This is a genomic window from Spirochaetales bacterium (assembly GCA_016930085.1).
Lineage (GTDB): Bacteria > Spirochaetota > Spirochaetia > SZUA-6 > JAFGRV01 > JAFGHO01.
Genome location: JAFGHO010000134.1, coordinates 18,490 through 39,480 on the forward strand (window position 1 = coordinate 18,490; position 20,991 = coordinate 39,480).

General features: G+C 50.1%; 13 protein-coding genes. 8 read left to right on the top strand and 5 right to left on the bottom strand.

From position 1 onward, the window contains the following. The first annotated feature begins 473 nt into the window (after positions 1 to 473). Complete coding sequence (locus JW881_22100) at positions 474 to 1,985, top strand: carbohydrate kinase (GenBank protein ID MBN1700220.1); 1,512 nt, start codon at positions 474 to 476, stop codon at positions 1,983 to 1,985. Next, positions 1,982 to 3,109 carry a hypothetical protein gene (locus JW881_22105; protein ID MBN1700221.1) on the top strand — a complete coding sequence of 376 codons (1,128 nt, stop codon included), beginning with the start codon at positions 1,982 to 1,984 and terminating at the stop codon, positions 3,107 to 3,109. Before JW881_22100 ends, JW881_22105 begins: the two co-directional genes overlap by 4 nt. A gap of 51 nt (positions 3,110 to 3,160) precedes the next feature. On the opposite strand, the gene ilvE is transcribed toward JW881_22105, so the two are convergent. Together ilvE and JW881_22115 are read right to left on the bottom strand one after the other, a co-directional pair. Next, positions 3,161 to 4,021, bottom strand: coding sequence for a branched-chain-amino-acid transaminase (ilvE, locus tag JW881_22110; GenBank protein ID MBN1700222.1), 861 nt, complete (start codon positions 4,019 to 4,021; stop codon positions 3,161 to 3,163). Further along, entirely contained in the window at positions 4,018 to 4,797 is a 780-nt protein-coding gene (locus JW881_22115) for a TrmB family transcriptional regulator (GenBank protein MBN1700223.1), read from the bottom strand. Before JW881_22115 ends, ilvE begins: the two co-directional genes overlap by 4 nt. A gap of 143 nt (positions 4,798 to 4,940) precedes the next feature. Between JW881_22115 and JW881_22120 the strand changes: the two genes are divergently transcribed. The 5 genes from JW881_22120 (at position 4,941) to JW881_22140 (ending at position 16,363) form a co-directional block, all read left to right on the top strand. Beyond that, positions 4,941 to 6,029 (top strand): efflux RND transporter periplasmic adaptor subunit, encoded by a 1,089-nt coding sequence (locus JW881_22120; protein ID MBN1700224.1) that lies wholly within the window; start codon positions 4,941 to 4,943, stop codon positions 6,027 to 6,029. Then, positions 6,026 to 9,124, top strand: coding sequence for an efflux RND transporter permease subunit (locus JW881_22125; protein ID MBN1700225.1), 3,099 nt, complete (start codon positions 6,026 to 6,028; stop codon positions 9,122 to 9,124). Before JW881_22120 ends, JW881_22125 begins: the two co-directional genes overlap by 4 nt. Positions 9,125 to 9,323: 199 nt before the next feature. Further along, positions 9,324 to 12,641, top strand: coding sequence for a valine--tRNA ligase (locus tag JW881_22130; protein MBN1700226.1), 3,318 nt, complete (start codon positions 9,324 to 9,326; stop codon positions 12,639 to 12,641). A 21-nt stretch (positions 12,642 to 12,662) separates the two neighbouring features. Next, positions 12,663 to 14,030 carry an MFS transporter gene (locus tag JW881_22135; GenBank protein MBN1700227.1) on the top strand — a complete coding sequence of 456 codons (1,368 nt, stop codon included), beginning with the start codon at positions 12,663 to 12,665 and terminating at the stop codon, positions 14,028 to 14,030. A 101-nt stretch (positions 14,031 to 14,131) separates the two neighbouring features. Next, entirely contained in the window at positions 14,132 to 16,363 is a 2,232-nt protein-coding gene (locus tag JW881_22140; protein ID MBN1700228.1) for an alpha-galactosidase, read from the top strand. On the opposite strand, the gene JW881_22145 is transcribed toward JW881_22140, so the two are convergent. Beyond that, positions 16,354 to 17,010, bottom strand: a complete 657-nt coding sequence (locus JW881_22145) for a YdcF family protein (GenBank protein ID MBN1700229.1) — start codon at positions 17,008 to 17,010, stop codon at positions 16,354 to 16,356. The genes JW881_22140 and JW881_22145 overlap by 10 nt on opposite strands. 114 nt (positions 17,011 to 17,124) lie before the next feature. On the opposite strand from JW881_22145, the gene JW881_22150 reads away from it, so the two are divergent. Then, positions 17,125 to 19,908, top strand: coding sequence for a response regulator (locus JW881_22150; GenBank protein MBN1700230.1), 2,784 nt, complete (start codon positions 17,125 to 17,127; stop codon positions 19,906 to 19,908). Here the strand turns inward: JW881_22150 and JW881_22155 are convergent. Beyond that, positions 19,905 to 20,306 (bottom strand): type II toxin-antitoxin system VapC family toxin, encoded by a 402-nt coding sequence (locus tag JW881_22155; protein MBN1700231.1) that lies wholly within the window; start codon positions 20,304 to 20,306, stop codon positions 19,905 to 19,907. The two genes, JW881_22150 and JW881_22155, sit on opposite strands and share 4 nt — an antisense overlap. Beyond that, positions 20,303 to 20,560, bottom strand: a complete 258-nt coding sequence (locus JW881_22160) for a hypothetical protein (GenBank protein MBN1700232.1) — start codon at positions 20,558 to 20,560, stop codon at positions 20,303 to 20,305. The genes JW881_22155 and JW881_22160 overlap by 4 nt, the downstream gene beginning before the upstream one ends. Positions 20,561 to 20,991 lie beyond the last annotated feature (431 nt).

Consider the following 20,991-nt stretch of genomic DNA (forward strand, 5'->3'; position numbering starts at 1 on the left):
CTATTATGCTAAGTGACTATATGGAATTCGCCAATTAATGACACCATTGAAATATCTTTGATAACCATCCTTGAAAAGACCTATTTAAAAAACGTTTTATCCTGATAAAATGCCTAAAATATATCATTTAATGGATTACCCCACAAACCATGATAGAGAGAATGGATCATCGGAAGATCGCCGATGTCTCTTCCGCATCGCCTAAAGCGAATCATGTTAATCGGTAAGATATTCGCCGGCCTGCGGTTTATCGCCGGTCATTTTAATTAATATTTTCCTTTGTATCTTGCCTAATATTCTTTTTTTTGTTTATATACATTTAATGATAAAAAAGAATAATATCATTTCGCTGTATTTCCTGTTCTTTTAACAGGAACAGCCGATAAATATTTTTTTTTATTCAAATGCTTGTAGCTAAGCTTCGATTACGCTTAAGTAAAATGCATAAACAATAGACGATAAGGGAGGAACACGTGTATTTATTAGGTTTTGATATTGGAAGTTCGTCGATCAAGGCATGCCTTCTGGAAGCGGAGACCGGCAGACTGGTAGCAAATGCCATGTCCCCTGATGACGAGATGACCATGATCGTTAAAAAAATGGGTTGGGCGGAACAGGAGCCTTCGGTGTGGTGGAAACATGTTGTCGAGGTAAGCCGTAAAATTAAAGAAAAAGCCGGTTCGAAGATGAATGACGTCGGGGCGATCGGTATTTCCTACCAGATGCATGGTCTTGTTGTCGTGGATCGCGATTTGAATGTCCTGCGTCCTTCGATAATCTGGTGTGACAGCCGGGCTGTGGGGATGGGAGAAAAGATGGCCGGTAAAATCGGCAGCGACGATTGTCTCAAGCATCTCCTCAATCTTCCTGGAAATTTCACCGCCTCAAAACTCCTCTGGGTACGGGAGAATGAGCCTGATGTGTACGGCAAGGTGTGGAAGGCCATGCTTCCCGGCGATTTTATCGCGATGAAAATGACCGGTGAAGTAAAGACAACCGGTACGGGATTATCCGAAGGAATCCTGTGGGATTTTACCCGTGACGCATTGGCGGATCAGGTCCTCGATGCGGGAGGAATGTCTCGTGGACTCATTCCCGATCTCGTTCCGGTTTTTTCAGTCCACGGCCGGCTGTCGCAAAAGGCGGCGGGAGAGCTGGGATTGAAAGCGGGCATTCCGATTTCATACAGGGCGGGAGACCAGCCGAACAATGCCCTGTCCCTCAACTGTATCAATCCCGGCGACGTTGCGGCAACGGCAGGGACGTCGGGGGTAGTCTATGCGGTGAGTGACAAAATTTCCTACGATCCGCTTTCCCGTGTCAATACATTCCTTCATGTCAACCATTCAAAAGAAAACCACCGTTACGGAACGCTTCTCTGTATCAACGGAACCGGAATTCTCTACAGCTGGCTGAAACATACGCTGGTGCCCGGTATGGATTATAAGGAGATGGACGGCGCCGCCGGACAGTCGAAACCCGGGGCCGAAGGGCTTTTCTTTTTCCCATACGGAAACGGGGCAGAGCGAACCCTCGAGAATATCGATATCGGGTCCATGGTAGCACGTCTCAATTTCAACATCCATAAGCGCGAACATGTCCTCAGGGCCGCCCAGGAAGGGGTGATCTTTGCGCTGAAATACGGCCTCGATATAATCGAGGGGATGGGAATCAGTATAAACCAGGTAAAGGCGGGTTATGCGAATATGTTCAAAAGCTCGCTTTTCGGCGAGATTTTTGCCAATGTGAGCGGTTCGATGGTCGAACTGTATAACACGGACGGTTCGCAGGGTGCCGCACGGGGAGCCGGTATCGGTGCGGGAATATACAAGAGTGCGGAAGAGGCCTTCTCCGGTTTGACGAAGGTTCATACGATCGAACCGCAGAAAGAAGCCGCATCATCATATAAAGGAATCTATGCAGAATGGAAATCCATTCTGGAGACTATATTACATTCTGAGAAAGAGAAAGGGGTTAATAAATGAAACCATCTTATCACAGTGTCTGTGCATGGACATTCAATGCAGGAAAAGGCGGGTTTACCCCGTCCGATACGAGGGAATTGTGGAGTGACGAAAAACTTTCCACGGTCGGCAAGATAAAGCTGATCAAGGATAAGATCGCCCCGCGTATGCCCTCACACATCAAACTCGGTTTCGAGATGCATTATAATTACGAGTATAATGAAGAGAATGTTTCCGAGGTCGCTGATGCACTCGTCGATACGGGTATCGCATGTGCCATGGTTACACCGGGGGCGCACCGGTATTTTCCCTACGGCGGCATCTGTTCACTCAACGCCGATGAACGGAAAAAAGCGAATGAATACGGACAGCGGTGTGTCGAACTCGCTTACAACAAGCTGAAAAAATCATGGAATCACGACGTTCCGCCCGCACTCGTCGTGTGGAACGGTTCCTTCGGCTATGACCTTGCTTCGATCGGCGTACGGGAAATGTACCGTAACTTGAAAGAGGGGATCGCCGGTATCTGCAAGATCGAACAGAAAATGGGCGGTGAGTTGTTCGTCGCAATCGAACCCAAACCGAACGAAGGCCATCCCGCGATGCTGCTTCCCACGGTAGCGAGCGCGATCGTTCTCTGGAGAAAGCTTGCCGAAGAGTTCAATATCCCGCTTGCCAAAAAGGGCGTCAATAAAGAGTTCGGGCATTCGGAAATGATCGGGCTCGATATCGTCCATGATACAGTGGAAGAGATCGACAACAAAATGCTCGTCCATATGCATATCAACAGCCAGGGTTACAACGACGGTATTATTCTCGGCGGTCCGGGAAAATACGATATCGACCATGGAGCCCGTGTGAACGGGATGAATATCGCTGTCGCGGGTCTGATTGAAGGCGCGGGGTACAAGCGCTGGAAAGGCCACGATATGCAGACAAGGGCGCATGATACGGAAGAACAGGGAGTCGACAGGGTGATTCGAAGTATCCTGAGTTGGGATGCCTGTGAACAAGCCGCAGCCGATCTCGATGAAAAAGAACTTCTCAACCTGCTTCAGAAATGTGAAACGGCCCGTGCCGAAGACATGATGCGCCATGCGGTGGTCAAGGCCCAGAAAATCTTTGACGATTTGTACAAGGGTTGATGCCCGATGACACGCAAATATAAACAAAGGCCCGCATCGCGGGCCTTTGTGTTATATGGATGTCACCCTTTGTCTGAATGCTTCGATAAGCCGGCGCGTTACGGGGCCGGGGCTTCCTGTCCCGATGGTACGGCCGTCGATGGAGATAACGGGAATGATTTCCGCGCCCGTACCGGTAAGAAAGCATTCTTCCGCGTTGTAGAGATCATAACGGGTGAGGGTGGATGCCCGGAAGGGAAGGTGCAGCGCCCCGGATAATTCGATCACGGTTTCCCGTGTTATCCCTTCGAGAATGCCGGAGTGTGAAAGGGGGGTAATAATGGTTTTATTATTAATAATAAAGATATTATCACCGGTACATTCCGTCACGTAACCTTCCCTGCTGAGCATGATCGCTTCAAGCGCGCCTGCACGGCTTGCCTCGATTTTTGCCAGAATGTTATTGAGATAATTGAGTGATTTTATCCTCGGATCCAGACAGTCGGCCGGCATCCTCCTGGTTGAGGCGGTTATCACGCTGATTCCTTTTGCATAAAACTCCCGTGGGTAGAGTGAAATATCGTCGACGATAACAATAACGGAAGGAACCGGACACTTGCGGGGGTCTACACCCAGATCGCCCCTTCCCCGTGTGACCAGCAGGCGTATGTAGCCCTCGTGTATTCCGTTTAATTCGACCGTTTTCAAAACGACGGCCGCCGTTTCGGCCTCCTTTATCGGTATATTTAAAGCGATTGCCTGTGCGCTTCTGTATAATCTCCCGATATGCGCCTCCAGTTTGAATACTTTTCCGGCATACACCCTGATACCCTCGAACACCCCGTCCCCGTAGAGAAGTCCGTGATCGTACACCGATATTTTCGCCTCGTCTTTCTCGTAATATTTCCCGTCGATATATACCTTCATTTTCATACCTCCTCGTCGTTGAATATATCCCGTAATTTGACGTAATTGTTGCCGAACCGTTCTATCAGCAGCCTGTCAAATCGATTGACGATTTTCATGATATACACATCGTGTTTGACATAGTCTTCAGCAAGGGTGACGAATCCCGAGTTCCTGCTCCATGCCCCTTCGACGTTACCGTTTTCTTCCACGGTTCCCACGATCGCTTCTCTTCCGTCGGCGATCAGGACAAAACCGCGGCCGCCCTTTTCCGCATAGATCGTGTCTTCGATCGGATGGGGAAAAAGTTGCCCGGTCGTGATATTCGGTTTGCCGAAATGAACGATCGCCATCCTTATTTTCGCTTTTTCCTTTTCTTCGAGAAGATCGGCAAGGTGTTCCGCTTCCTCTTTCCATGTCGAAATCAAAAGCGTTGATTGTGAACCGGATACCATACGGCGCGCACGTTCGATAAAATCGGTATAGTCCGATATGTTCCAGATGTATGAAATTTCTGTTTCCTCTCCAACGATCGAAAGCTGTTCTTCGAGGGATTCGAGTGTTTTCTTCATCCTTCCCCGGTAAATTCCGATCAACTCCGTGGGTTCAAGGGGGCTGTAGTGCTTTTTATTGCCTTTCATCGTTTCGATGACGACCCCCTTTTCCGAAAGCCGCGCCAGCACTTCATATATTTTCGATGTCGGAAGCCCGGAAGTTTTTGCGATTTCATAGGCAGTCGCCGGATTCGATTTGAGCAGGCCGATATAGGCACGCGCTTCATATTCGGTAAAACCGAATTTCATCAACTCTGAAACTATATTAACTACCATAGTAGTTAATATAGCACGACAATTGTCGTACTGTCAAGAAAAAAAAAGTAAAATCACCTTATCTTTTTTTTAATATCTGAGTAATATATGACAAGTGATTTCCGGAGGTTGCCGACATGATGAAAAATTTTTTTCCGTTATCATTATTTATTATGCTTATTTTTTATCACGCGTGTTCTGGTGAGGATTCGGACGGCGGGACATACGCGACGTATTCCGCCCCGGATGATGTTCCGGCTCTTTCGGTCGATGTCCTCGAGGTATCGAAAGGCGCCCTGATCGAGGAAATCAGGGTGTCGGGGATCATCGAGGGAAATAATGAGGTGGATGTGGTATCGGAAACAAGCGGCATCATTGTCTCGATTGGTTTTGAAGCGGGTGATACAGTTGCAAAAGGTGAGGCGCTCGTAAAGGTGGATGACAGTATCGCGTTGTATACGAGAAATCAGGCCGCACTGGATCTCGAAACCGCACGACTCGATCTTGAGGCGAAAGAAAAGTTTTATAAAAGCGGGAATACCTCCCTCCTCGAATTGACAAGGGCAAAAAGCGTCTTTAACGGCCAGAAGGCACGGTATGAATCGGCGCTTAAAGCCTATGAAGACACGACGATACGAACACCAATCGCCGGGACGGTCGCACGCCGCGAACAGGGGATTTCAGCCGGTAATTATCTGAACCGGGGGCAGCGGATAGCGCGGATCATCGACGACTCGGCGTTCATTCTCCGGGCAAGTGTCGGTGAAAGACAGGTTGTCCTGCTCGAGATCGGCTCGGAGGCGGTCGTCGACGTTCCTGCAGCCGGAGAAAACAGGATATCCGCGACGGTCACCGCCGTGGCGGGCGGAAGCGATCGGGAGACGGGAAGCTTCCCCGTTCTCATTTCCTGGAAAAACTCAAAGGCGGGCGATGTGAAGTCCGGCATGTCGGCCGTCGCCGATATCAAGACCAAAAGCGGCGATACAGCCGTCATTATACCCCTTTCCTCGATCGTCAATCGCGAAGGCGGCACCTATGTGTTTGTCGCGAAAGACGGGAAGGCCGAGGCGGCGTTGATACGTCCCGGAGAACGATTCGGTGAACGGATCGTTGTCGAGGCGGGGCTCGAGCCGGGAGACCTTCTCGTCATTTCGAGAATATCTTCTCTGAAACCCGGTTATCCGGTCAGGGCATCGGTCGTCGGGAAAAGCGGAGGGTATCGATGAGTATAGGAAAGTTCTCGGTCAACAATGCGGTACTGGCAAATATACTCATGATCGCCATTCTCATTTTCGGGTTTTTGAGTCTTGGCCGGCTTCCGCAGGAACAATTCAGCGAGGTGCCCTTTTTCTGGGTCAACATCATCGTTCCGTATCCCGGTGTTTCCGTCGAGGATATCGAACGCAATGTAACCGTGAAGATTGAAAATGAATACAAAGGAACCAAAAACCTGAAACGTATCGTTTCGACCACGAGTGAGGGATTGAGTATCGTCCGCATAGAGTTCGACGACGGGATTCCGAAAGAGGAATTCGACCGTCTCTATCAGGAAGTACAGACGCGTTTCAACAAGGTGGAGTTGCCCGACGGCGTCCTCGATGCGGAAATCGACGATTTTTCTGCTGCCGATTTCCTCCCCGTCATTGAAGTAGTCCTTTCGGGAAATGTTTCCTATGATATTCTCAACAGAACCGCGCAACAGCTGGAAGATGAGCTGCGCGGCGTCGATGAGGTAGCCTCGGTCAATCTTGTCGGATCCCGTGACAGGCGGCTGGTCATCAAGGCGGACAGGCAGAAAATGGAGGCGCTTCGCCTTTCAATCGACGAGGTGGTAAGGGCGATCCGGGCCAACAACATCAATGTTCCCGGGGGAATTCTAGAAACGGACAACAGGGAATATTTGATCAGGACGATCAACAATATCGATGATTTCGATGATTTGAGAAACATCGTCGTCCGCAGTGATCGTACGGGCGGTCCGGGAACCATTCATGTTTACGATATCGCCACTGTCACGGAAAGCTACGATCAACGGGGTATCGTAGCCCGGTTGAACGGCAGCCCCGCGATTACCCTCCGGATAGCGAAAGTGACCGGTGGAAGCTCGACGCGTGTGATCGATCGCATCAAGAACCATATCGGGACTTTCAGTGAAACATCTCCTGAGGGGATTCGCTTTACCCTGTTAAATGATTCGACGGTCCAGATTCGTGACAGCATCGATACCCTTCTTTCAAATGCCCTGATAGGTTTTATTCTTCTTGTGGTCATTCTCTTTGTCTTTATCGGCCTTCGAAACGCGATAATGACCGCGATCGGAATTCCCGTTACCTTTGCAATTACCTTTATCATACTCGAACTAATGGGTGAAACATTCAATACCAATACCCTTTTCGGACTCGTCCTGGTTCTGGGGTTGATTGTCGACGACGCCATCGTTATTGTCGAGAATAATTACCGGCTCGAACTGGGCGGTCTTACGAGAAGAGAGGCGGCAATACGGGGCACAAACCAGGTAATCATTCCGGTTATCGCCTCGACACTGACAACCGTTGCGGCATTCCTGCCGCTGATGATTCTGCCGGGAACGATCGGGAAGTTTTTACGTGTTATTCCACTGACTGTTTCGATCGCCCTGCTGGCCTCGACTTTCGAAGCGACATTTTTCCTTCCGCCGCATTATGCGGAATGGCCTGGAAAGGTGAAGAGGAGGAGGCAGGTTATTTTCGAAGCGATACGAGCCCGTTTTAAAAGAATGATCGCGCGGCTTTATTTGCACAGGCGTATCGTCGTCATTCTTCTCGTGATTGTTACGATCGGATTCTTTTTTGCGGTTCCATTGATAAGGCAGGACCTGTTCAGCGCGGAAGACTTCACCCTTTTTTATATCGATATCGAACTGCCGCTTGGTTCGAATAGAAGCAAAACCGAGGCCGTGGTTTCGTCATTCGAAGAACGGTTGCTGCCGCTTATCGGTAACGGTGAAGTGGCGGCGATAAACTCTTTTATCGGATTCGCTTCCGGAAGCAACAGCAATACGGTGAAAAGCAATATCGCCCAGATCACGGTCGATCTGTCCGAACGCAAGGAAGGGCGAAAAAGGCCGATCAGCCTTATCATGGCGGAAATACGTGAACTGTGCGACGACATTTCCGGGATCGAGGATGTGCAGTACCGTAAAGCGGTCAATGGTCCCCCGGTTACACCCCCGGTTTCCTTCAGAATATTCGGCAACTCGCTGGAACATCTGGATACCGTCAGGCAGGGGATCAGGGAACGGCTTTTTTCCTACCCGGAACTGCTCAATATAAGGGACAATGCGGAACAGGGAACGCCGGAACTTCGAATCCGGATCAATCAGAATCGGGCTGAACAATTCGGGTTTTCAACCCTTTCGATCGGTCAGGCGATTAAGGCAAGCTTTGACGGAATCACGGCGAGTTCCTTTTTCAAGGACAACCGGGAAATCGACATTATCGTGACTTTTGATTCCGGTCCCTCACTCTCGATCGAAGAGATGGAAGAGTTGAAACTCATTACTCCGGATGGAAGGGCTATCCCCTTTTCATCGGTATGCACGATAGAACAGGGGAGGGGGCTTGCATCGATCCGTCGCGAAGACGGGAAACGTGAGGTTACCATCGAGGCGGATGCATATACGAATGAAACGATCCGGAGTATCAATACCGATATCGTGCGTCTTTTTGAGGAGGAGTACAAATCGAAATTTCCGGATGTGACACTCAGTGTCGGGGGCGAGTTTGCGGAGTTTGGCGATTTGATATTTCAGATCCTGCGGATATTTTTGATCGGGCTGGCACTCATCTACATTATTCTGGCAACACAATTCAAGTCGTACAGCCAACCCTTTATCATCCTTGTCTCGATACCTTTTGCCTTTGTCGGGGTCATCGTTTTTCTTTTGATATCGGGCACCCCTTTTTCCACAACGGTCCTCTACTCCGGGGTCGCGTTGGCGGGGATTGCGGTCAATGACGCGATCGTCCTTATCAGTTTTATCAATGAACTGAAAAAGGGAAACAGGCCCCTCGGTGAGGCCGTCATCGAGGCCGCAGAAACACGTCTCCGGCCAATTCTTCTTACTTCAGTCACCACCATTGCCGGTCTTCTCCCGACCGCGATCGGGATCGGAGGAGTCTCTGTGGTGTGGGGACCCATGGCGAGTACGATCGTATTCGGTCTTATTTTTTCAACGGCCTCGACCCTTGTTTTTGTCCCATGTTTTTACGGGCTTCTCTACGATAAAAAGAAGAAAGGGGGAGAACCTTCCGTTTTGACGGCAGAAACAGGCGAACCATAACGAAATCTTCCGGTTCGAATTATATGTGAAATCAGGATGCCGGCGACGGGCTGAAAGAATACCATAGTAATCCGGGAAGCGATACCGTCAACGCCCGGCATTGACTTTTTTCTGTATTAATTATACCAATAACCGGAAACAAAAAATGAACAACTCGTAAGTCCAATTATTTTTAGTGATCAGGATGAGGATATACAGCATGAGTGAAAAGGAAATACTTGCAAAAACATATAATTCTTCGGAAGTCGAGGAACCTATATATAAACGGTGGCTTTCATCCGGTGCATTCCATGCCGTCCCGGATTCCCGGGGGCCCGACAGACGATATGTGGTGATGATGCCGCTTCCGAATGTAACGGGGGCGCTCCATATGGGGCACGCAATGGATAATGTGATGCAGGATCTTCTTATCCGTTGGCACAGGATGATGGGCGACAATACACTCTGGATGCCGGGTACCGATCATGCCGGTATCGCCACACAGGCGGTTGTCGAAAAGAGGCTCAAGGAACTCGAGGGGCTGACGCGCCACGATGTCGGAAGAGACGGGCTTGTGGAGCGTATCTGGCGATGGAAGGACCAGTATCAGTCCCGTATTATCGAACAGCAGCAGCGGATGGGCTGCAGCTGCGATTGGAAGCGGCAGCGGTTTACCATGGACGCGGTGTGTGCCGGGGCGGTACGGCACGCTTTTTTCAGGATGTTTTCCGACTCACTTATTTTCAGGGGAAAACGTCTCGTGAACTGGGACGTTTATCTGCGCACCACGATTTCCGATGACGAGATGTATTACGAAACCATTAACGGTTATTTTTGGCATCTTGTCTATCCGGTTATCGATCCCCAAAAAGGCGAACCCGAAAATGTGGTCGTGGCGACGACAAGGCCGGAAACCATGCTCGGCGATACGGCGGTCGCGGTACATCCCGACCCGGAAAAGGCGCTGAACCAAATCATTAAGGAAACGGAAGAACAATTGTCGTACGTCTCCGGGGCCGTGAAGGCGGAGCTTGAAGAAAAACGCACGGCACTCGAAGAAAGAAAGAACGCCGTGTTGCCGCGGCTTCTTCTCCTCAGGGATATGGCCCTTGACGGCAGGAAGGTCAACCTTCCCCTCCTTGATAGACCGATCCCCCTTATCACGGACGAATGGGCGAAACCGGAACTCGGTTCCGGCTGCGTTAAAATCACCCCCGCCCATGATTACAATGACTACGATGTCTGGATGCGACACAGGGACATGATCGATATCATCAATATTTTGAACTCTGACGGAACCCTGAACGAAAACGCGGGGCCGTATGCGGGTTTGGACCGATTTCAGGCTCGCGAGGCGGTCGTCTCCGATCTGAAGGCACAGGGACTCCTCGAGAAAACGGAGGAACGGGAGGTCGAGATCGGTCACAGTGACAGAAGCAAGACCCCGGTCGAGCCTTTTCTTTCCGATCAATGGTTCATTAAAATGGGTGATGTGGACGGCGGCATCCTCATGGGCAGGGGAACGAAAAAGGAGTTTTCCTCGCCCGGTCTCGTTCAGGCAGCCATGGATGCTGTTTCAGACGGAAGGGTGGCGATCCATCCGGAGCGGTATACGAAGACATACCTCGATTGGTTGTCAGAAAAACGCGATTGGCCTATCAGCAGGCAACTCTGGTGGGGGCATAGAATCCCGGTTTGGTCGAAGACATATGAAGCGGGGGCGCTTGGAAACGAGAAAGTTTTTGCTGAAATTGCGGAATACCTGAAACATAAAAACAGCGAAGAAGAGGAAGTCCTTGTCGGTATCAATGCAATCGATACGGAAAGAGGGGTGCTTTTTCACGAAAAGGAACTCGGCGGTTTGAAGCCGCCCGCGTGGCATCGGGAAGAAGCATGCCGTATCGACGTCTGCCTCCTTTCGGACACCGAAGGCGTTATCCGTCTTCTTGAAGAACACGGTTTCGAACAGGACAAGGATGTCCTCGATACCTGGTTTTCCTCCGCGCTCTGGCCGTTCTCCACACTCGGATGGCCCTCCCCTGAAACCGCTGAAATCGAAGAAGGCGAGGCGGTTTTAGGCGCTCAAAACGGATCCGAAAACTGTCTCGATTACTACTACCCGGGAAGCTGCCTGGTAACGGCGCGTGACATCATCACTCTCTGGGTAGCCCGAATGGTTCTTGCCGGACTCTACTGCCTTGGCGACGTCCCTTTTACCGATGTCTTCATTCACGCAAATATCCTCGACGGCAAGGGAGTGAGGATGAGTAAATCGAAGGGAAACGGGATTGATCCGGTGGATATAATCGGGGCGTACGGAACGGACGCAATGCGCTATGTGCTCTGCGATATGCAGACCGGCACCCAGGATATCCGCCTGCCGGTCACCGCGGTCTGTCCGGAATGCGGCTATCACAACGACCTGGGGATCACCAAGCACGGCAGCAGTATCTTCTGCTATGTGTGCGGGAAAAACACCGATGGTTCTCTGCGAAAGGGCGCCTGTGGGAAAGAGTTCGACGTACTCGGCACGCTTCCGCATCTGAAACAGGCAACATTGATCAGCGAACGCTTTGAAACCGGGAGGGCTTTCTGTACGAAGTTGTGGAACTCCGCCCGTTTTGTGTTTATGAATTTAGGAGATCCCCCGGATACGGATATCGATCCGGATGAATTGCTTATCGAGGACAGGTGGATTTTGGGCCGGCTGAGTGAGACGATACGGGAGGTGACGCATGGCCTCGAGATATACAATCCATCGTACGCCATGAATGCGGTAAGGGAGTTTTTCTGGTCGAATTTTTGCGACTGGTACCTGGAACTCGCTAAACCGCGGTTGTACAACAAGACCGATGTTTCGCGTGATATCGCGTGCCGGATGCTTACGTTTGTGATGGATGTCACACTCAGGCTGCTTCATCCCTTTATCCCCTTTATGACTGAATATCTCTGGCAAAAGCTCGGGACGCTTGCGGCCGAACGCGGGCTTGGAACGATCGCTTCCCTTTCTCCTTCACGGGATCTTATTACTGCGGCATGGCCGCGTCCGTTGATGGACTCGGAAGACGGTGAGGTGGTTTCGGCGTTTTCAATCCTTCAGGAGATTGTCAGGGCGGTCCGGGATATCCGGGCCGACAGATCCGTACCTCCGAAACAAAAACTCACCGTCACCCTCGATCCGCAAAAGGAAACGGAAGGAATTATCGGGAACAATATCCATGTGCTTAAAGAACTCGCGGGTATCGAGACGGTGAATCTGCAACAGGGGGCAAAACGGATGCCCGGTTCGGCATCAAAGATAGCGGGCGGATGTCAGCTTTTTGTGCATGATATTATCGATGATGAACTCGAAAAGAAACGGCTAAAGGAAGCACTCCTTAAGGCCAATAACGAAATAGATGTCTGCCGGAAGAAACTCGAAAATAAAAACTTTATCGAACGAGCGCCCCGGGATGTGGTACAGAAGCAACGGGACAGGCTCTCGGACTGCTTGGCCGACAAGGACAGAATCACGAAAAGTCTGAAAGAACTCGAATAAGGTGGCGTGTAAAAAGAGTCGATGAAGCCTTTTTTCCCCACGATAACAGACAGGAACATAAACAAAGCCCTCTTTTATTCCGTTATCGACGGAATACTCTGGGCGGTTATGTACGGCTTCGCAGAGAATAACATCGTACTTTTTGCACTCTTTTTCAAAGCAACCGCCCTGCAGGTGAGTCTGATGCAGGGATCAATGCAGTTCGGCGTCTCGATGGCACAACTCATCGGTGCGCGCGTTGTGCGACGGCTTCGGAAAAGAAAGCTTCTTTCCATTTGCTGCAACATACTTCACGCCATCTCCTTTCTCATCATCGTTTACGGTGCATTCCTGACGCGGAATCCCCTGATCATTCTGATCGCCTTTGCCTGCGGCGCGTTCGCCAACAATATCGCCAGTCCGGGCTGGATATCATGGATGAACGATATCGTGCCGGTAAAGGTTCGCGGGACGTTCTGGGGAACGAGAAACAGGATTATCAATTTCGTCATGTTTTGTGCGATCATAGTCGCCGGATTGACGCTTCATGTAATGCGAGAAAACGGGATCGAATACATCGGCTTTATTCTTCTTTTTACAATCGCAAGCCTTTCCCGTCTTTCATCCGTTATTCCACTGGCGAAACAATACGAACCGCCTTTGGTCGTCACCCCGGACGCGGAAACCTTTAAATTTCGTATTTTTTTAAGGAAACTCGCAACGACAAATTTCGGGAGATTCGCGCTTTTCTCGTTTTTATTGACCTTTTCGGTCAATATCATGGCGCCGGTCATCCCCGTGTTTCTCATCAAATCCCTCGGTTTCAATTACATTCAGTTCACGATTGTAATGATGTCGTCCATGGTCTCGACCTTTCTGGCCATGCGGTATTGGGGAACCCTTTCCGATTCGTACGGTAATTACCGTATCGTGCTGGTAACGGCGCTGTCGCTTCCTCTCATCACTATCGGATGGGCGGTCGTCAAGAATTTCTATATACTCATCATCATTCAGCTTTTTTCCGGTTTTGTCTGGTCCGGATTCAATCTTTCGAGTCAGAACTACATTTTTGACAGTGTCAAGGCCGAGAATATTCCAAAAATATCGGCCTATTTTACTTCACTCAATAATATCAGCGCGTTCGCGGGATCGGTTACCGGGGGGGTGCTGACAATCCTGACAAAACAGTTCGCCGTTCCTTTTTTTGCCGCTTATAATTTCGAACTCATTTTCCTTTTTTCCGGGGCATTGCGTTTTCTGATCATCGTCATTCTCATAAAACAATTCAGTGAAGTGCGGAAGGTGGAACCTTCTCCCGGTATACGTCATTTTTACATTTTTTATCCGATGGCAAATATCATCAACCGGTTCAAGGTAATCATAGACCGGTTTGCGAAAAAGACCGGATAAATAATCGGTCTGTCGCGGTATACGGGGATGGGTGCATTCGATACATGAACACGCGGTGACGATGAACGTTACCGGATTCATTTAAAAAGGGAGGAGACAGAATGGAAAATCAATCACCGAAATCAAAGGCGATCAAGACCGCTGCTCTGGTTATCGGCGGCAATATACTTTTTATCGGTATCATGGTCGGTATCGCGTGTATTGTTCTCATGAATACCGAAGGGAAACTGAAAGTTGTGCTTGACGGAACGAAAGGAGAACTTTCTTTCGTCTATGACAACGAAACGATTCTTAAAGCCGGTCTCAAGATGGTAATACCGGCGAATCCGCCGGTCAAGGATACTCGAAAAGGATGCCTGTTTTCATATGAACTCGAAACGATAAAAAAAGGAAATACGGTTACCCGTCGATGTCTTTTACGGATTGAAGACACATCCGGTGATGAGTTCGCTCTTTCCGGTGAAGTATCCGGTTACGGCGCATTTCCATGCGCCCCCGAGAAAAACGAACGGCTCGAAAAGGTTATCCGCGTATGCAGCGGACCGAGTGCGAGCGGACTCAATAACGGCATTTACTGTCCCGCTGACGATTGGGCGATCGAGTTCACTCACCCCCGCCTTTCCGGTTTTGAGTATACCGGTTCCGCGGGAGAGAAGAACCGCTTTGAGTTTTCCGTCACGGGAAAGGGTGAGATCGTCATCGATTTCAAACCCGGTTTCTATAAATACCACCGGGGTCTCGAGTATTATGAAGGGGGAACCTCACATATAAGGGATTCCGTCCCGTCGGCATGGATCTCCTGGAAGGCTTACGGCGGGGCCGTGACGGAAGATGACGTGACGGCTGCGACCGAATGGTGCGCGGACAACCTCGGGGATTACGGACTCACCCACATCATCGTCGACGACGGGTGGTTTACCGGACAGACCGCCCCCGGGGCGGGTATGTACAATGTCCCGCCAGGCATTGACTGGACAAAAGCTAACCGTAAATTCCCTTCCGGTATAAACGGTCTTGCGGAGTTTATCCACGACGGGAACCTGAAAGCGGGAATATGGATGTCGCCCTTCGGGTTCTCGGGAGATCCGGAGATCAATCCGGACTACTGGATACGGTACTCCGGGGACGGGCAATTCCTCTACAATGAGTGGCACGGTTTTCATTACTGCGACGCGTCGAACAACGCGGCGGTCGACGCATGGCTGACGCGTGGAGTGAAGGCGCAACGGGCGAACGGGATCGATTTTTTCAAACTTGACGGAATGTACCATGTCGCTTACGAAGGCTACCGGGAAGCATCTGATTATTTCAAGGCAAAGGGTATGAGGTGGCAGGAAGCGCTCCGCACGGGCTGGAAGGCCCTGATAAAAGCGGCGGACGGCGGTTACGTGTTGAGCTGCTGGGGAAGGGTGCCCGAGATCGCGGGCATTCCCAATGCGATTCGTATCGGGCAGGACAAGGGTTCGGAGTGGATCTATGTCACGATCGCCGCGGAAGATCTCCGGCAATATCTCTACGAACACAATATTGTCTGGACCGCTGATCCGGACCACATCGTGTTCGGAAACCTGCAGGCGACAGAATCACGGACATGGGCGACGCTTGTCGGGGTGACCGGAACGCTTCTCTCTTTTTCTGATGTAAGCCGGTCACTGACGGAAGAAAAACTCTCCATCCTGCGCCACGTGCTTCCGGTGATCGGAGGTCCGGCAGTCAGGCCGCTCAACCTGTTTCCGTACGAGAAGCGCCCCGATCTCTGGCTGCTCGAGATTGTGCGGCCGTTTGACGAGTGGGTGGTCGTCGCAGATATGGATATGGGCGATCCGCCTGGTGAAATCGATTTCAGTGAGATCGGTCTCAAGGAACATACCGCCTATACCGTCTTCGATTTCTGGAACGACCGGTTTCTGGGCGTCTATGAAAACACGTTCCCCTGCGGCGGGCCCGCCGCGCGGGACACGCAGTTGTTTTGCATAAAGGAAATGAGGGACCACCCCTGGGTGATTTCGGTAAACAGGCATATCAGTCAGGGGGGGGTATCGATCGTGAATATGAGTTATGAAAACGGTCAACTGAACGGGATGTCCCGTATCGTGAAGGACGATCCGTATATCCTTTCACTCTATACCCACGGCCGAACGATCGACGCGGTCTCGGCCGGCGGCGGTTGCGAATATGAACTGGAAGAGGAAGGATGGCACGCGCGGCTTACCCTTCGTTCGCCGCGTACGGGAGAGTTCGGCTGGAGTGTCTCTTTCGGCGAAAAGAACATCGCGTTAGAGCCGATACGAAATGAAGAACTCAATCCTGCCATGGAAGACGGTCAATCATGACTTGCCGACCCGCTTCCGTGGATATCGATCGGTGTGCCGAGGTAGCGGGGAAGGGGTTTTGTGATGTTGATGTCGACAAAGGCCAGAATCCTGGCGAAAAACTCCCGGACCTTGTTTTTCGTTTGCGTTTGATAGATTCTCAGGTCTGACGGGACACCGATCGCATCGATGCCGAGTCTGTTGGCGATATAGAGGGCGCGGGGAAGGTGGAAGGAGTTTGTCACGATAATGAGGCTTTTGATGCCGAATACATCGCGCGCCCGGTAGAGAGAATCATATGTCCTGAAGCCCGCATGGTCGGTAAAGATATCTTTGACATCGATACCCTGTGAGGCGACATAGTTCTTCATGACGTTCACCTCGTCATATTCGTCCCGGCCGTGATCGCCTGAAAGCAGCAGCTTCTCAACCCGGCCTTCTTCATAAAGCGCGATCCCCACGCGAAGCCTGTCTTCGAGAATGTGCGACGGCAGCTTGTTTTTCCATACGCTCGCACCGAGTACCATACAGACATATCGTTTCTGCACTTCCGTCACGGGAAATATACGGTGACGGTATTTCGAGTTTACCTCGTGATTGACTAAAAAGAGTGCCGTGATTCCCGCAAGAATGATAAGACTGATTCTCAATGATAGTGATTCTGCCATCGGTTGATTATACTATATAAATCTCGTAATGATAACCCTCATGGGGTCTCGTGTCCCTGATAGAGGGGGATGTGACTGACGATAAACCCGTATCCCGCCCACGGTATCTTTTTCTTGAGAAAAACGGATAAACATGGTACTATCGTCACGATGATGATGAATGTCTTTAAGCGAAAAAAGACCGGCGGCGCACTCGATTCCCTGACCGCGAGGGAAAAAGCGAAGCTTGAAGAATTGATTTTCGAAGAAGAGAAAAAAGGGGAAAAAAGGGTCAATAAAATCACCTTTGTCATTTCAGCTGTTATCCTGCTTATTGTATTCATCATCGTCATTCTGTTTGGTATCCAGCCGAATTTCGAAGCGGATGTGATCGTTATCGGATTGTTTTTTCTCTATAATCTTATATTGTTCATCATCCTCAAAAAAGATATATATTACCGGTTTTTCAAGTATATGACGGTCACCGTCACGGTCACAGCGATTATTTTTCTGCTTTATCTTTATTCCGTAACGTCGGGCTGGCTGCATGCGACACGAACCGTCACCATTACAGTCTTTTTCCTTGTTATCTGTCTTTCGGGATATTATCAGCGTCCCAGACTGCCGGTTTATACGGCCGTGCTTTCATCATGCGGATACCTGATTATATACTTTTACACCGTATTCTTTACCGATATTCCCGTTGTCGTTATCGAGAACTACAAAGAGCCGGTGCTTTCATGGGATCTCGCGATCATGTATCCGGGATTTTTTCTTATCACCGGCGGGATCGTTTCCACCATTACAAGGAGGCTTCAGATAATACTGGGCCGCTCGATACATTACGAGGCGGAGGCATTTTTCAGGAAGGAGACGGAAGAGACGAACAGGAAGCTGAAGGAACTGGACCATTTCAAAACATTGTTTTTTCAGAATATCACCCATGAGTTCAGGACCCCACTCACCCTCATCCTGGGGCCGCTCGATTCGCTTCTCAGTTCCGATTCGGCATCGGTCTCCGGAACGGTCCGCGGCCGGCTCGAGGTGATTCAACGAAACGCCAAACGCCTGTTGTATCTCGTCAATCAGCTGCTCGACCTCGCGAGGATCGAAAGCGGAAAGATGACACTCCGGGTACGTGAAACCGATATCGTCGAATTTCTGAGGCGCATCGTTTCAGTATATCATTCGTTCGCGGCAGGCAAAAACATCGATCTTTCTCTCACCACGGACAGGGAAGCATGCCTTCTCTTTATCGATACCGAAAAAATTGAAAAAGTGATAAACAATCTCCTGTCGAATGCGTTCAAATTCGTCAAATCAGGCGGCCGTATCACCGTGAGTGTTTCCGGTCCGGTCGGCGTATCGTCGGCAATCGGGAAAGATTCTTACAGGCAATCGGGTATCGAAGATGTCGTTGTCATCAAGGTAAGGGACACGGGTATCGGGATTCCGGAGGATCAACTTGAATCGATTTTCGACAGGTTCCGGCAGGTCGACGGTTCGTCGACGAGGGATGCCGAAGGAACGGGTATCGGACTATCACTTGTCAAGGAATATGTCGGCCTCCATCACGGGGCGATCGAGGTGACAAGCGAATTGGAGTCGTTTACCGAGTTCTCCGTCTATCTTCCTGCCGGGAAGACGCATTTGAAAAAGGAGGAAATTATCACCGGCGATGATGGCGAGACGTTACCCGATAACGATGCGGTCTTGCCCCTCGAGGCAAAAAGGACGATCCATACAGGCCGGGAAGGTGCCGGCGGAAAGGGAACGGCACCGGGACAGGAGAAGGTCCTTGTCGTCGAAGACAATGACGATATGCGACAGTATATCAGTGAAATTCTGAAAGACACATACGCGCTGTATGAAGCAAAAAACGGGGAAGAAGCCATGGCGAGCGTGTCGGCCGTTGTGCCCGACCTGATTATAAGCGATGTCATGATGCCGAAGATGGACGGGAATCAGCTCATCGCCGCGTTGAGGAAAAACGAGAAAACGAAAAAGATTCCAGTGATACTTTTGACCGCGCAGACGTCGGAAGAATACAAAATAAAAAAGCTCATCGAAGGTGTCGATGACTATATTTCGAAACCCTTCAATCCCCGCGAATTACAGGCACGGGTCGCCATTCTCCTCAAGGCCCGTGAATACGAACGGATCATTGTGAACAGCATTACCTACACCAGCCGTATACAACGGTCCATTCTGCCGGGTGAATCGACCCTCGACCGGTATATACGCCATTTTTCCATATGGAAGCCGCGGGATATCGTCAGCGGCGATATATACTGGTTCAAAAGCTTCTCCGATACGGAATTTCTTGTTGCCGTGATCGACTGCACGGGGCACGGGGTTCCCGGCGCGGTCATGACAATGACGGCGAACTCGGTCCTGAACCGTATCGCCGACGATTACGTCCATGACGATCCTTCCGCGATTCTCGGGAACCTCAATATCCTCATGAGAGAAACACTGAAACAGAACACGCCCCATCCACTCTCGGATGACGGACTCGACATCGCCCTCTGTTACGCCGATACGAAGAAAGAGAAACTGGTTTTTGCCGGCGCGCGGCTGTCACTCTTGTATTTTCAGAACGGAATCCTCCAAGAGATAAAGGGAGACCGGCAGAGTATCGGGTATGTCAGATCCCGTGAGGATTACCGGTACGCGAACCACGACGTGCCGCTGGATGGTGAGACCTGTTATTACCTGGCGACGGACGGTTATTACGAACAAAACTCACCCGGCAGTACCATACCCATGGGCAGGCAGCGGTTTTTCGGGTATCTGAAATCGTGCGCGGTCATGTCTTTGGACGATCAAAAGGTATTTCTTGAAAAATCGCTTTCGGACTTCGAACGGGACGCCCCGCAGCGGGACGATATCACCGTTATCGGGTTCCGGTTTACTTAATAATCACCGGCGGTCTTCAGTATCAGCCCCGGGATCTCGCTGAAATGGTTATCCATGGTAAAAAGGGCGAGACCGTTCTGCATGGCGGTCGCGGCGATCCATATATCGTTGGTCGGGACCGGCCTTCCTTTTTGCTTTAATCCGGCGAATATTGCGGCATAGAATTCCGCCGTTGTTTCATCATGGGTAATGAGATGCACCCGTGGCGAATTGGCAAATTCTTCGAGTTCTTCCCTGTTTTTTTTCTCTCTACTTCCCATTTTGAATCCTGACAACAATTCCGCGAGTACCGTCACCTCAATCCCGATGAAATCGATATGTCTGAAAGTTTCCGTGACGGCCGGATTATTCCGTTTAAAATGAGTGTAGACATTCGTATCGATGAGTACCTTTCTCATTTCCAGATGTCACTTTCGATACTATCGAAGCCGGAAACGGCTTCATTGAATTCGCTTTCATCATCCTTCGTCCATGTCCCGGCAAGGTGGTCGAGGTCGTCATATGTGGCATAGGGGGCCTTCTCTACGATTCCCAGCGCCTTTCTCAGCAATGACAGAATGGTCCTGTTGAGGCTTTGATGCTCTTCTTTTGCTTTCTTTCCCAGTTTCTTTTCAAGCTGCTCGTCGATTCCCCTTATGGTGATCGATTTCATTCCTCCCTCCTTTGAACCGTATTATGGTTATATTATGGTATCATTAATGATAACCATTTTTTTGGAAAAATCAATAGCTACAAGGCTTTTCGTTCGAGTAAAAAAAATTGGAATCGTCCGCGGATAAAAAAAAGCCCCCGCGGTGAAGTGTCTTTTTGTGAGAATGAGGGCGTTTTTTGTTATATACTAATATCGACTTCATGGTAATTCTCGCCTATTCCTTACGAAATCCGTCCGTCGCTACCCGCACGGACGACGCCTTTCGGATAAATCGGGTACATTTATATTGTAAAAAGATTATTCCCCTGGTTTCAGGCTGGTGAGATCATGAAAAAGGTGCATATCATCCCGTTGTTGTTAATCTTCTCCTTTTACCAAAGCACGGCGGATAATATATCCGGGAAGGCGGATAATATATCCGGGAAGGCGGA